General features: G+C 65.3%; 9 protein-coding genes. All 9 read left to right on the forward strand.

The features are described from left to right. The coding region (locus F622_RS0111020; RefSeq protein WP_019571974.1) for an NAD-dependent epimerase/dehydratase family protein at positions 1 to 465 on the forward strand (465 nt) is incomplete at its 5' end. Between the two features lie 173 nt (positions 466 to 638). Continuing rightward, a complete protein-coding gene (locus F622_RS0111025) occupies positions 639 to 1,313 on the forward strand; it encodes a type 1 glutamine amidotransferase domain-containing protein (protein WP_018168587.1) in 675 nt (224 codons plus the stop codon). A gap of 89 nt (positions 1,314 to 1,402) precedes the next feature. Beyond that, positions 1,403 to 2,155: a TetR/AcrR family transcriptional regulator gene (locus F622_RS0111030; protein ID WP_018168588.1), complete on the forward strand. Its 753-nt coding sequence runs from the start codon at positions 1,403 to 1,405 to the stop codon at positions 2,153 to 2,155. An 81-nt stretch (positions 2,156 to 2,236) separates the two neighbouring features. After that, positions 2,237 to 3,346, forward strand: a complete 1,110-nt coding sequence (locus tag F622_RS0111035; protein ID WP_018168589.1) for an efflux RND transporter periplasmic adaptor subunit — start codon at positions 2,237 to 2,239, stop codon at positions 3,344 to 3,346. Positions 3,347 to 3,361: 15 nt separating this feature from the next. Beyond that, positions 3,362 to 6,460 carry an efflux RND transporter permease subunit gene (locus F622_RS0111040; protein ID WP_018177019.1) on the forward strand — a complete coding sequence of 1,033 codons (3,099 nt, stop codon included), beginning with the start codon at positions 3,362 to 3,364 and terminating at the stop codon, positions 6,458 to 6,460. Between the two features lie 317 nt (positions 6,461 to 6,777). After that, positions 6,778 to 8,202: a form I ribulose bisphosphate carboxylase large subunit gene (locus tag F622_RS0111045; protein ID WP_018168591.1), complete on the forward strand. Its 1,425-nt coding sequence runs from the start codon at positions 6,778 to 6,780 to the stop codon at positions 8,200 to 8,202. A 68-nt stretch (positions 8,203 to 8,270) separates the two neighbouring features. Beyond that, entirely contained in the window at positions 8,271 to 8,603 is a 333-nt protein-coding gene (locus tag F622_RS0111050) for a ribulose bisphosphate carboxylase small subunit (protein WP_018168592.1), read from the forward strand. A 161-nt stretch (positions 8,604 to 8,764) separates the two neighbouring features. Further along, positions 8,765 to 11,713, forward strand: a complete 2,949-nt coding sequence (locus F622_RS0111055; RefSeq protein WP_026331573.1) for a CsoS2 family carboxysome shell protein — start codon at positions 8,765 to 8,767, stop codon at positions 11,711 to 11,713. Positions 11,714 to 11,878: 165 nt separating this feature from the next. Beyond that, positions 11,879 to 13,288, forward strand: coding sequence for a carboxysome shell carbonic anhydrase (locus tag F622_RS0111065; RefSeq protein WP_019571976.1), 1,410 nt, complete (start codon positions 11,879 to 11,881; stop codon positions 13,286 to 13,288). The last annotated feature ends 12 nt before the right edge of the window (positions 13,289 to 13,300 follow it).

Genomic DNA, 13,300 nt, shown 5'->3' on the forward strand with positions numbered 1-13,300 from the left:
GTCTACGGCCCCTGGGGCCGCCCGGACATGGCGCTGTTCATGTTCACCAAGAAGATCCTGGCGGGCGAGCCGATCGACGTCTTCAACTACGGCCACCACCGGCGCGACTTCACCTACATCGACGACATCGTCGAGGGCGTGATCCGCACCCTGGATCACGTGGCCCCGCGCAACCCCGACTGGAACGGGGCCGAGCCCGACTCGGCCACCAGCGCAGCCCCCTACCGCCTGTACAACATCGGCAACCACGAGCCGGTGGAGCTGATGCGCTACATCGAGGTGCTCGAAGAGTGCCTGGGCAAGAAGGCCGAGAAGAACCTCCTGCCGCTGCAGCCGGGGGATGTGCCGGACACCTATGCCGATGTCGAGGCCCTGCGTCAGGACGTGGGCTATGCCCCCGCGACCGCGGTGGAAGATGGCATCGCCCGCTTCGTCGAGTGGTATCGCGAGTACTACCGCGTCTGATGCCCAGCCCGCGGCTATCCGGCCGCGCGGTTCTTCGGGTCTCTCGTTTGCTTGATCCTTCCGCGTCTGTTTTTCGCCGTCAGACTCGCTGCTCGTTCACCCAAGCCTTGCACACCAGGAACCTGTAGCCGGCCGGCGAGTCCACCGGAGACATGGATGCAAGGAGACAAGGGATGAGCCAGACGATTCTGATGGTAGTAACCAGTCACGGCGAGATCGCTCCAGGCCAGGCGACGGGCGTATGGTTCGACGAGTTCGCCGAGCCTTATGATCGCTTTCGCAAGGCGGGTTTCGAGGTCAAGGTGGCCAGTCCGAAGGGCGGCCCCGTGCCGCTGGATCCGAAAAGCCTGGAGGCCAGTCATGCGGGCCCCGCGGCGGTGGCCGCGCAGGAGGCCCTGGATGACACCATCGCGCTGACTGAGCACACGAACCATGGGGCCTATGCCGCGATCTTCTTTCCCGGCGGTCACGGCACCATGTTCGATCTGCCGGACAACCCGCATGTCCAGCGGCTGGTCGCGGAATTCATGGACAACGACAAGGTGGTTGGCGCCGTCTGTCACGGGCCGGCCTGTCTGGTCGGTGCGATGCTGGCGGATGGCACTTCCGCGGTGAAGGGGCGCAAGGTGGCGGCCTTCACCAACAGCGAGGAGAAGGCGGTCCAGCTGGACACTGCGATGCCGTTCCTGCTGCAGGACAAGCTGCAGGAGCTCGGCGGCGAGGTGGATACCGCCGACGACTGGGCCGATCACGTGGTGGTGGACGGCAAGCTGGTGACCGGGCAAAACCCGCAGTCCAGCAAGAGTGTCGCCGACGCGATCGTGCGGCTGTTGCGCGAGACGGGCTGAATACTCGAATCGGGGGGCCGGGGCATGCTGTCCCCGGCCTTTTTCGGGACCTAACTCGAATCGGGTTCAAAAAACGTAGTGGGTTCGATATGCTGAGCGCCATGACTACCGGGGATCGCAAACGCCGCGAGCGCGAGACGCGCGAGGCGCTGTTCATCGAGCGGGCGCACGAGCGCATCCGCGAGGAGGGCCTGCTGGCCCTGCAGATGTCGAAGCTGGCGGCGGACTGCGAGTATGCGACCGGTACGCTGTACCAGCACTTCGAGTCGAAAGAGGATCTGCTGGCGGCGGTCGCGGCACGCACCACGCTGCAACGGGCGGCGCTTTTCCGGGCCATCCCCGAGCTCTCCCTGGGCACGCGCTCGCGCATGCTGGCGATCGTGCTGACCGACATCGATTTTGCCGCGCAAAACCCCGACTACTATCGCCTGACCCAGTACCTGGTGACCGAGGTGGTCTGGGCGAATGTGTCGGCTCCGCGCCGCATGGCATTGCTGGAGGCCGGGAAGCCGATCAGCGAGGCGGTGCATGCGGTGGTGGCCGAGGCGCGTGACCGCGGCGACCTGCCGCCGGCCCGCGAGATCTCCGAAGACGAGATGGGGCTGGGCCCCTGGGCGCTGAACGTGGGGATGCAGAGCCTTGCCAATGCGCAGGGGTTGCTGGATGCCTACGACATCCATCGGCCCTATGACCACCTCATCCGGCATTTCCATGCCCTGATGACCGGCTGGCGCTGGGAGCCGCGGCTGGATCCGGACGAGCCCACGGTGGTTCGGGCGGAGACGGCGCGCGTGCGTGCCGCCCTGCGCGATGCAGGTCTCTGCGACCCGGGCGCTGTTTAGAGTCCGGCGACGGGCGAGTCTGTTGAACTCATTTCATGATGCCGGTGGGAATGCCCCCGCCGGTGTCTCCAGGAGACCCTGATGAAGCGTTTTATCCTCATGCTGGTGGCGGTGGCCATCGTGCTCGGCGGTATTTTCGGCTTCAAGGCCTTTGTCGATCAGCAGATCGCAGAGTACTTCGAAGATATGCCGGAGCCCGTGGTGACCATCAACGCCGCAGAGGTGTCGACGGACTCCTGGACTCCGCAGGTGCGTGCGATCGGTAGCCTGGAGGCCGTGCAGGGCGCGACCCTGAGCTTCGAGGCGCAGGGCATTGTCCAGGCGATCCACTTCGAGAACGGGGCGCGGGTCGAGGCCGGCGATCCGCTGGTGGACCTGGATACCACCCTGGACGAGGCCGAGCTCGACAACCTGCGGGCCGGCGAGCGCCTGGCGCGCCGCGAGCTGGAGCGCGCCAGGGGCCTGATCGAGCGCAACGACATCTCGGATTCGGAATTTCAGCGCCGGGTCGCCGAGGCCGAGCAGGCCCAGGCCTCGGTGAAGGCGCAGGAGGCGCGCATCCGGCAGAAGAGCCTGCGCGCGCCGTTCGCGGGCGAGCTGGGTATCCGCGAGGTGAGCGTCGGGCAGTTCGTCGGGCCCGGGGATCCGATCGTGGTGCTGGAGGCGTTGCAGCCGCTGTATGTGAATTTCACCCTGCCGGAGCGCCGCCTGGGCGAGATCGCCCTGGGTCAGGACGTCCGTGTGGAGGTGGATGCCTTTGGCGAAGAGTTCACCGGCGAGGTCACGGCCATCGAGCCGCGGGTCCGCGCGGCCTCGCGCATGTTCCGCGTGCAGGCCCTGCTGGAAAACGAACAGGGTCGCCTGCGTGCGGGGCAGTTCGCCCGGGTGACGCTGGATCGCGGGGAGTCCGAGGAGGCGGTGGTCGCGCCGCAGACCGCGATCCGCTTTGCGCCCTGGGGGCAATCGGTATTCGTGATCGCGGAGGACGACGAAGGCCAGCTGCGGGTGGAACAACGCCTGATCGAGACCGGCGCGCGCCGCGGTGATCTGGTGCAGGTCCTTGACGGGCTGGAGCCGGGTGAGCGTATCGCGGCCAGTGGCCTGCTCAAGCTGCAAAACGACTCCCCGGTCGAGATCACCGAGGATGCCCAGCCCGATGCCGAGCGCGACCCGCGCCCGGCGAACCGCTAGAGCGGGGTCGCTGGCATGCGCTTTACCGATATCTTCATCCAGAAGCCGGTGCTCGCCACGGTGGTGAGTCTGTTCATCCTGTTGTTCGGGGTGCGCGCGGTATTTGACCTGAACGTGCGCCAGTTCCCCGAGGTGCAGAACGCGGTGGTGACCGTCAGCACCGCGTATATCGGCGCGGATGCCGATCTGGTGCAGGGCTTCATCACCACGCCGATGGAGCGCGAGGTGGCCGAGGCCGAGGGGATCGATTACCTCGTCTCCACCAGCCGCGCGGGGATCAGCATCGTCGAGGCCCATCTGGAGCTGGACTACGATCCCAACGTGGCCCTGACGCAGATCGCGGCCCAGGTGGACAAGATTCGCAGCGACCTGCCGGCGGAGGCCGAGGACTCGGTGGTGGATCTGTCCGTGGGGCAGGACGTGGCCGCAATGTACATGTCGTTCTACTCCGAACGGCTGTCCAACAACCAGACCACCGATTACCTGATCCGCGAGGTGCAGCCGGAACTGGCGACCATCAACGGCGTGCAGCGAGCCGAGATCCTGGGTGCCCAGAGCTTTGCGATGCGCGCCTGGCTGGATGCCGATCGCATGGCCGCCTTCGGTGTGACCGGGCGCGACGTGCGCGAGGCCCTGGAGCGCAACAATGTGCTGTCCGCCGTGGGCCAGACGCGGGGTTCCATGGTTGGGCTGGACCTGACGGCGGATACCGATCTGAGTCGTCCGGAGGAGTTCGAGCAGTTGATCCTGTTCGAGACCGACGGCGACCTGGTGCGCCTGGGCGACGTGGCCGAGGTGGAGCTGGGCTCGGAGAATTACGACACCTCGGTGCGCTTCAATGGCGAGGCGGCCACCTTCGTCGGTATCGAGATGGCGCCGGATGCCAACGCCCTGGACGTGATTGCCGAGGTCCGCGACGTATTCGACGAGCGCATCCTGCCGCGCCTGCCCTCGGGGCTGGAAGGCGAGATCGTCTACGACTCCACGGACTACATCCAGAGTGCGATCGACGAGGTGCTGGTGACCATCGGCCTGGCGCTGGGGATCGTGCTGGTGGTGATCTACCTGTTCCTCGGCTCGTTGCGCAGCGTGATTATCCCGGCCGTAGCGGTGCCGCTGTCGCTGGTCGGCACCTTCATGCTGATGCTGCTGATGGGGTTCTCGCTGAACCTGTTGACCCTGCTGGCGATGGTGCTGGCGATCGGCATCGTGGTGGATGACGCCATCATCATGCTGGAGAACATCTCCCGCCATATCGAGGAGGGGATGTCGCGCATGGACGCGGCGATCCAGGGGGCGCGCGAACTCGCCTGGCCGATCGTGGCGATGTCGACCACCCTGGTGGCGGTGTTCCTGCCGCTGGGCTTCATCGGCGGGCTGACCGGGACGCTCTTCATCGAGTTCGCGTTCACCCTGGCGGCGACCGTCGTGATCTCGGGCATTGTCGCGATCACGTTGTCGCCGATGATGTGCTCGAAGATCCTGCGCGATGGCGCCACCGAGAAGCGCGGACGGATCGAAGGCTGGCTGGATGCACGCTTCGACTCCCTCCAGCAACGCTATCGTCGGCGCCTGCATGGGGCGCTGAATGACCGCTTCACCATCGCGGTGTTCGGTGCCATCGTGCTGGTGTCGTGCTACTTCCTGTTCGTCACCTCGCAGAGCGAGCTGGAGCCGCCGGAGGACCAGGGCTTCGCGTTCTCCATCATGGAGGGCGACGCCTACATGGGCCTGGACTGGCTGGAACGCAACACCGAGTTGACCGACCGCTTCTTCGACGAAATCCCGGAGCTCGATAACATCTTTATCGTGAACGGTTTTGGCGGAGGCCCGGGCATCGCCGGTGCCGGCAACCAGGCCCTGGGCGGTTTCGTCCTCGCACCCTGGGATCAGCGTGATCGGGATACCGAGACCATCCTGCAGGAGGAGCTGCAGCCACGCCTGGACCGCATCCCGGCGCTGGAGGTGTTCGCGATCCAGCCGCCGCAGCTGCCCACTCCGGGCGACGGTGCACCGGTCAGTGTGGTCCTCGGCTCCACCGGTTCGTTCGAGGAGCTGGAGCAGTTCGCCAGCGAGATCATGCAGCGGGCGATGGCGACCGGGCGCTTCATCTTCATGGACTCCGATCTCGACTTCGATCAGCCGCAGGTGGATCTCAAGATCGACCGCGAACGCGCCGCCCAGCTCGGGATCGACATGGCCACGCTCAATGCCGATCTGGCAACCATGTTGTCTGGCGGGTTTGCCGGGCGCTTCGCGATGGAGAACCGCAGCTATCGCGTGATCCCCCAGGTGCAGCGCAGCGAGCGCCTGAATCCGGAGCAGCTGGAAGAGCTGTTCACGCGTACCCGCGACGGCGAGCCGATCCCGTTGTCCAGCATCGTGACACTGGAAGAAACGGTGACCCCGCGCTCGCTCAAGCGCTTCCAGCAGCTCAATGCCGTGACCCTGTCGGGCGTGCCGCGGCCGGGCGTGACCCTGGGCGAGGCCCTGGACATCGTCGACGAGATTGCCGCCGATGTGCTCCCACCGGATGTCAGCGTCGACTATGCCGGACAGTCGCGTCAGCTGAAGGCCGAGGGCAGTGAGCTGGTGGTCACCTTCTTCTTTGCCCTGTTGGTGATCTTCCTGGTCCTGGCTGCTCAGTTCGAGTCATTCCGCGACCCGTTGATCATTCTGACCACGGTGCCGATGTCGATCGCCGGGGCACTGATCTTCATCAGCCTTGGGGTGACTTCGCTGAATATCTATACCCAGGTGGGGCTGCTGACCCTGATCGGCCTGATCGCCAAGCACGGCATTCTGATCGTGGAGTTTGCCAACCAGCTGCAACGCCAGGGCCGGACGCTGCGCGAAGCCATCGAGGAGGCGTCTGCCCTGCGCCTGCGGCCGATCCTGATGACCACCACCGCGACCGTGGTGGCGATGGTGCCCTTGCTGATGGCCGCCGGGGCCGGTGCCGGCTCGCGTTTCGCGATGGGCCTGGTGATCGCGAGCGGCATGGCGATCGGGACACTGTTCACCCTGTTCGTGGTGCCCGCCATCTATCTCTACCTGGCGCGGGATCACCATGCCGCCGGTGACGGAGAGCCCGCCACTGCCGCCACGTCCTGATACCCGGGGTCGTTGCTGCGTGACGGGGCGTTCCCGGCGGCCCGTCACAGGGCCTGTGCGGCGGGTCGCGCCGAAGGCATGCAACGGCTACGGTCTTCGACTACAATCGACGTCCGCAATGGGTCGCGGTCGGCGTTTCGGCGCCTGACTGCATCCTTGCGAACCCGAACCCCTGCCGGTCAGCGGCCCTCCCGCTGCCCGGCTTTTATATAAACGATTGTCTATCGGTCGCATCTAGATTATTTATTTGTTATTAGTGATTGCCCTCCCTAATCTAGGCGACCATCACGATTAACCAACGCGTAGGAGAAGGCCACATGTCTGCCGCCAAGAAGTACTCCGCGGGCGTCAAGGATTACCGCGAAACATACTGGATGCCCGAATACACGCCGCTGGATACTGACCTGCTGGCGTGTTTCAAGATTACCCCGCAGCCCGGTATCGACCGCGAAGAAGCTGCCGCCGCTGTGGCAGCCGAGTCCTCCACCGGTACCTGGACCACGGTGTGGACCGACCTCCTGACCGACATGGATTACTACAAGGGTCGGGCGTACATGATCGAGGACGTCCCGGGTGACGACGAGTCCTTCTACGCGTTCATCGCCTACCCGATCGACCTGTTCGAAGAAGGCTCCATGGTGAACGTGTTCACCTCCCTGGTCGGTAACGTGTTCGGCTTCAAGGCCGTGCGTATGCTGCGCCTGGAAGACGTGCGCTTCCCGATCGCCTACGTGAAGACCTGTGGCGGTCCGCCCATGGGTATCCAGGTCGAGCGTGATCGCCTGAACAAGTACGGCCGCCCGATGCTGGGTTGCACCATCAAGCCGAAGCTGGGTCTGTCCGCGAAGAACTACGGCCGTGCCGTCTACGAGTGCCTGCGTGGCGGTCTCGACTTCACCAAGGACGACGAAAACGTCAACTCCCAGCCGTTCATGCGCTGGCGTGACCGCTTCGATTTCGTCCAGGAAGCGACCGAAAAGGCCGAAGCCGAGACCGGCGAGCGCAAGGGTCACTACCTGAACGTCACCGCGCCGACCCCGGAAGAAATGTACAAGCGTGCCGAGTACGCCAAGGAAATTGGCGCACCGATCATCATGCACGACTACATCACCGGCGGTTTCTGTGCCAACACCGGCCTGGCCAACTGGTGCCGCGACAACGGCATGCTGCTGCACATCCACCGTGCCATGCACGCGGTTATCGACCGTCATCCGAAGCACGGTATCCACTTCCGTGTGCTCGCCAAGATCCTGCGTCTGTCCGGCGGCGACCACCTCCACACCGGCACCGTGGTCGGCAAGCTGGAAGGCGACCGCGCCGCGACGCTTGGCTGGATCGATCTGCTGCGTGAATCCTTCATCCCGGAAGACCGCTCGCGCGGCATCTTCTTCGATCAGGACTGGGGTTCCATGCCGGGCGTGTTCGCCGTGGCCTCCGGTGGTATCCACGTCTGGCACATGCCGGCCCTGGTCTCCATCTTCGGCGACGACTCCGTGCTGCAGTTCGGTGGCGGCACCCTGGGCCACCCGTGGGGCAATGCTCCGGGCGCGACCGCCAACCGCGTGGCCGTCGAGGCCTGCGTCCAGGCGCGCAACGAGGGTCGCGAGATCGAGAAGGAAGGCAAGGAGATCCTGACCCAGGCCGCCCAGCACAGTCCCGAACTGAAGATCGCCATGGAAACGTGGAAGGAAATCAAGTTCGAGTTCGACACCACCGACAAGCTGGACGTCCAACACAAGTGATCGTCCGTGTGCGGGCGGCCTGAGTGGCTGCCCGCACCTTCAGAGAACAAGCGCATAGGATTAACGACATGTCCGATATTCAGAACTTCAAGCCGGTGCAGAAGTACGAGACCTTCTCCTACCTGCCCGAGATGAACGCCGATCAGGTTCGCCGTCAGATCGAATACGCCATTGCCCAGGGCTGGAATCCGGCGGTCGAGTACAGCGAAAAAGAACACGCCATGTCCAACTACTGGTACATGTGGAAGCTCCCGATGTTCGGCGAGCAGTCCGTCGAGACCGTGCTGAGCGAGATCGAGCAGTGCCGCCGTGCCAACCCCGGCATGATGGTTCGCTTCCTCGCCTACGATAACTACGCCCAGAGTCAGGGCACGGCCTTCGTGGTCGATCGCGGTCGCTAATTAGGGCCCGGTACCTGCCGGGTCCGCCTTCGGGCCCGGCAGTTCAGTAAAGCGTTATTTACCGTTGCTGCCGCCAACTGTAAGGAAGTGCCATGAGTAATCCGACATCTGCGTCTGAAGGTCTCTCGGGGCGTGAACGTGCCCTGGAACGGCGCAAAGCCATGTCTCGCAATGGCAAGGCTGCCGTGAAGTCGACCGACCAAACCAAAGGGAGCAGCCGCTCCGCTGGGGCTGCGCGAGATGCGCGCCAGGCGAAGGCGGACCCTGCCCCGGCACCCCAGGCGCGGGAGCCGGAGATGCACTCCAGTGAATCCTCGTCGCAGGTCTCCGTCGAGACCCGCGACACCACCCCCGAGCGCCGCCCGGAACCGGGCGCGCACACGGGTGTCTCGAATGGGCGCCAGGCCGCCCTTGAGCGCCGCCAGAAGATGGCGCGCCAGGGCAAGAAGGCTGTGGGCCGAACCAACACGCGTGCGCAGGCCGCGGGTGGCATGGCCCCCGCCGGCGCCGAACGTTCGCGCCAGCTGGAAGCCCTGGCCCAGTCGCAGAACGTCGAGGTCGATTGCTCGAACATGAGCGGTCGCGAGATCTGCCGCCTGCGGCGTCAGGCGCTTTCCACGGAAGGCAAGAAGGCCGTTGCGCCGGAACCGCGCCGTGGGGATCGCATCAAGGGATCGGAACCGGTGGCTGCCGCGACCCAGGAATCCAAGAAGGATTGCGGCTGCGGCTGCAAGGGCGAGAAGGCCGAGCGCGATGCGTCGGTAAACAGCGCCCCGAGCCGCGACGCCGCGGTGGTCGAAAGCGGCTTGGACCAGCTGTGCCACAAGGTCGAGTCCGGGGGCGAAGCCGCCGGTCCGCATCCGATGATCTCGGAGGTTCGCGCGATCTGCATGGCGCGCCGGGATGCCATGGCGCAGAGCGGCAAGAAGGCCCAGCGTCGGCGTTTTAACGGCGGTCAGGCCCGCGGCACCATGCCGCAGGAAGGCGCCTGGAAGGCCGCCAAGCGCCAAGGGATGTCCGCCCGCGAAGTCGCTCGGCAGCGCCGTGAAGAACTGTGCAAGCTGGGCCGTGGCTCCTCCGAGCCGGGGCGTCCCTGTGGCCGGCCACGCCCCGTCGAGGGCGATGTGCCGCCGAAGGTTGAAGAGGGCACCACGCTCGCCGGCAGCCACGTCAGTGGCACGCAAGTCGAGCGGAGCTCCGGCGTTACCGGCACCGAGGCGGGCAGCTGCTCGTCGGTCACCGGGACCGAATACCTTGGGGTGGAACATTACGAGCGTTACTGTGGCGTGTCCCCCGCAGGTAATCCGCCTAAGGTGGGCGCTTCGCACACGGCGCACGGCCAGTCCGTCAGTGGCACCGAAGTAGGGCGGTCGAACCGTGTGACCGGCGACGAGCGTGGGTCCTGCGAGACGATCACCGGCACCGAATATCTCAGTACCGAACAATACGAAGGCTTCTGCGGCACGCGTCCGCAGGCCGGGCCGGCCCGAACCAGCGTGATGGTCACCCGTCAAGGGGAAGGCGTATCGGGCACTTCGGTCGGGCGTAGCCCGAGCGTTACCGGCGACGAAGCCGGCTCTTGCCGCGATGTGACCGGTACTGAGTACCTGAACACCGCGGCCAGCGAGGTTCCCTGTAACACGGGAAAGTCGAACGGGGCGCCGGCGAAGGTTGGCGTAATGCATACGCTTCGCGGTCGTGAGCTGACCGGTTCCGAAGTCGGGCGCTCCGTGAACGTAACCGGCAACGAATATGGCAGCTGCAAACCGGTGACCGGGACCGAGTATCTCGGCACCGAGCAGTTCCAGGGCTTTTGCGGTACTCGCCCGGAGCCGGCCCCGGCCAAGGTCCAGGAGTCGCACACCATGGAAGACCAGAGCGTGACGGGTGTGGCCGTGGGGCGTAGCCGGCATGTAACTGGCGACGAGCGCGGCTCCTGTGCCTCGCTGACCGGTACGCCGTACTACAACAAGTCCGACTTTGGTGAACTGTGCGAGCGCCCGGACGCCGGGGGCGTCCCCAAGGTCGGTGTAATGCACACCCTGCGGGGTCGCGAGGTTTCCGGTACCCAGGTGGATCATTCGATCCACGTGACGGGTGACGAATATGGTGGTTGCAAGCCGATCACCGGCACGGAATATGCCGGCTCCGAGCACTATGACGCCTTTTGTGGCGGTCATCGCCCGGAAGCCAGCCCGGAGAAAGTGACTGTGGGCCGTACCTGGAATCAGCAAATTGTGTCCGGCTCGGCGATCGGGCGTTCCTCGCGCGTCACCGGTGACGAATATGGCGCCTGCAAGCCGGTGAGCGGCACGGCCTATATCGGTCCGGATCAGTACGACCAGTTCTGCGACACGCAGGATTCGAGTGCGGCCGGTACGCGGGTGGCCGAACGTCATTCCACGCCGGGGCATTCGGTGTCCGGCAGCCAGCCGGGTTACGACAAGCGCGTCACCGGTACCGAACGGGGCGCCTGTCAGGACGTGTCCGGTTCCCCGTATGTGGGCGGTAACGAATTTGCCAAGAGCTGCGCCAGTGCCGCGAGCAGTCTCCATCCGCGTCTGCGCCCGGAAGGGATGGGCATGCAGGCCGCGCCGGCCCAGCCAGTGGCGCAAGCCGCTTCTCGCCCGATGCCCAACGCCGGGTTCAGTGTGGACACCCCGGCGCGGGTCGCCGCAGAGCGTCGGGAGCGCGTGACGGGGACCGCCTACGGCAGTAGCGGGAGCGTGACCGGGTCCATCAACAAGGCGATGGGTCTGGTGTCCGGCACCGAAGAGTTCCGGTATGGCGCCAGCAAGCAAGCAGCGGTCGTCGAGCCTGTGGAAGAAGGCGAGAAGGTCGGTGCCAACCGGGTGACCGTGAACGGCAGCAGCAATGGCGTCTCCATTACCGGCGACGACTGGGGGCGCGGTGACCACGTGACCGGGACCGAGGGCCTCTCGACGCGCCGAAACCAGACGCAGAAGGGCAATCCGCGTGGTGAAGGCCGCAGCGCGTATATCAATCGGGAACTCGAGCGCAAGGAAGTGCCCCCGAGCAGGATCACGGGTTCCTCCGGGAACAGCGACGCCGGTTCTCTGGTGACGCTGTCCGGCGGGGCGCGCGGTTAAGGACAGGCGAGGACTCTGAAGAACGTCATGGTGCGTGGTCGCCGCAAAAACAGCTCCATGGGCTCGCGCTTCGCGAAGTCCCGGATTGCGGCTGCGCGCGCAGCGGCGCCGAGCACTGCGGTCCCGGTGTCCGCGGTGCCGGCCTGCAGCTCGTCGTCTCCGGACATGACGCGTGAACTGACCGCGGGGCATGCGTTGGCGGATGTCCCGATGAACGAACGGCTGCACGCCTTCGAGCAGGGGTTCCGCGAGCGCTTTGCGCAGCTGGTTCCGGTGCTCAAGGAAGTGCATGCGCTGCAGCACGAGCGCGACTTCGAGGCGCGGGCGCAGGCGATCGTCGAGGAGCGCCTGGGGTACCAGCTGCCGCAGAAGGCGCTGGAGGATGCCTGGATCAACGATCTGGATACGCGCGAACTGTATCTGCACGGGACGTTCGAGCTGTTCGATCAGGTGGTCAACGAATACTGGGCGGGACGGGATGACCTGGTGGCCGAAGCGGATAGCGCGATTGCGTATTTCCTCGACTGCGACTTCCACGAAGTGGACATCTCGCCCTGCTCGGACGGGCGCCTGCTGGGCCTGCGGCGCTTCATCCTGCGCCTGCCCGATCTCGCGGTACGGGTGAAGAGCTACGCCGGGGCGCAGTTCGACATCGAGGAAGATGTGCGTCACTGGACCAAGCGCGAACTGCTGCGCTTTCGTGAGGGCCGGCCGACCACGGCCGATGTCCCCAGTCGCTATCTGAAGATTGCGGCGTACCACTACAGTGGCGCGGATCCGTTGCACCAGGGCTGCGCGGCGCACGGCAACAGCGAGCGCGATGCGGCGGACGGTGCCTTGCACCAGCTGCGCGCGTTTCGTCAGGCCATCGAGAACACCTACTGCTGTGGGGCCTCGGTCGACACGCTGCTGATCGGGGTGGATACCGATACGGATGCGATCAAGATCCACATCCCGGACGCGGACACACGGATGAGCCTGTATCGCTTCGTGGAAAGCGCGGAGTTGTACCGGGCGACGCAGGGGCTGGACGAACAGACCGCATCGCTGCGGGTGTATCAGGCGATCCAGGACACGATTCACCAGCAGGGCTGGGGGCGCGGTAACGGCGCGCCGCATGAAGGGATGCTGCGCCTGATCTCGCGGCTGCTGCTGAGCAATATTTCGCAGCTGGATTATGTGGCGCGCTATCACGGAGGCCATTACGCCGATGTCGGCCACCGCGAGCGTGTGATTATCGTCGGCCAGGAAATCGAGGAGATGCAGGTTCGCAACTTCGCATACTTCGCTCACCTAGAGACGATGGAAGAGGGCGCCGAGGGGATGGATGTCGGCGTGAACAAGATTTTTCGCAAGCTGAATGTCGAGCGCGGCCTGCCAATTCCGGTGGTGGTGCATTACCGCTACGACCGCAAGGTGCCGGGATCGCGGGAGCGGGTCGAGGCGCGTTGTCGCCGAATTCGCAACACGATCATGGATCGCTATCGCGACCTGGCTGAAAAGGGCCTGATCGGCTGCCACATGGTGATCCGCGACAAACGCAGCGGAAGCCGTCTGGAACCACTGGCCGCCTGACGCACACGGGAA

This window comes from Thioalkalivibrio sp. ALMg3 (assembly GCF_000381225.1).
GTDB lineage: Bacteria > Pseudomonadota > Gammaproteobacteria > Ectothiorhodospirales > Ectothiorhodospiraceae > Thioalkalivibrio > Thioalkalivibrio versutus.

Bases quoted from the DNA above. Each gene is read 5' to 3' on its own strand.
- F622_RS0111025 (WP_018168587.1), top strand. From the start codon at position 639: ATGAGCCAGACGATTCTGATGGTAGTAACCAGTCACGGCGAGATCGCT.
- F622_RS0111030 (WP_018168588.1), top strand. From the start codon at position 1,403: ATGCTGAGCGCCATGACTACCGGGGATCGCAAACGCCGCGAGCGCGAG.
- F622_RS0111035 (WP_018168589.1), top strand. From the start codon at position 2,237: ATGAAGCGTTTTATCCTCATGCTGGTGGCGGTGGCCATCGTGCTCGGC.
- F622_RS0111040 (WP_018177019.1), top strand. From the start codon at position 3,362: ATGCGCTTTACCGATATCTTCATCCAGAAGCCGGTGCTCGCCACGGTG.
- F622_RS0111045 (WP_018168591.1), top strand. From the start codon at position 6,778: ATGTCTGCCGCCAAGAAGTACTCCGCGGGCGTCAAGGATTACCGCGAA.
- F622_RS0111050 (WP_018168592.1), top strand. From the start codon at position 8,271: ATGTCCGATATTCAGAACTTCAAGCCGGTGCAGAAGTACGAGACCTTC.
- F622_RS0111055 (WP_026331573.1), top strand. From the start codon at position 8,765: ATGTCTCGCAATGGCAAGGCTGCCGTGAAGTCGACCGACCAAACCAAA.
- F622_RS0111065 (WP_019571976.1), top strand. From the start codon at position 11,879: ATGACGCGTGAACTGACCGCGGGGCATGCGTTGGCGGATGTCCCGATG.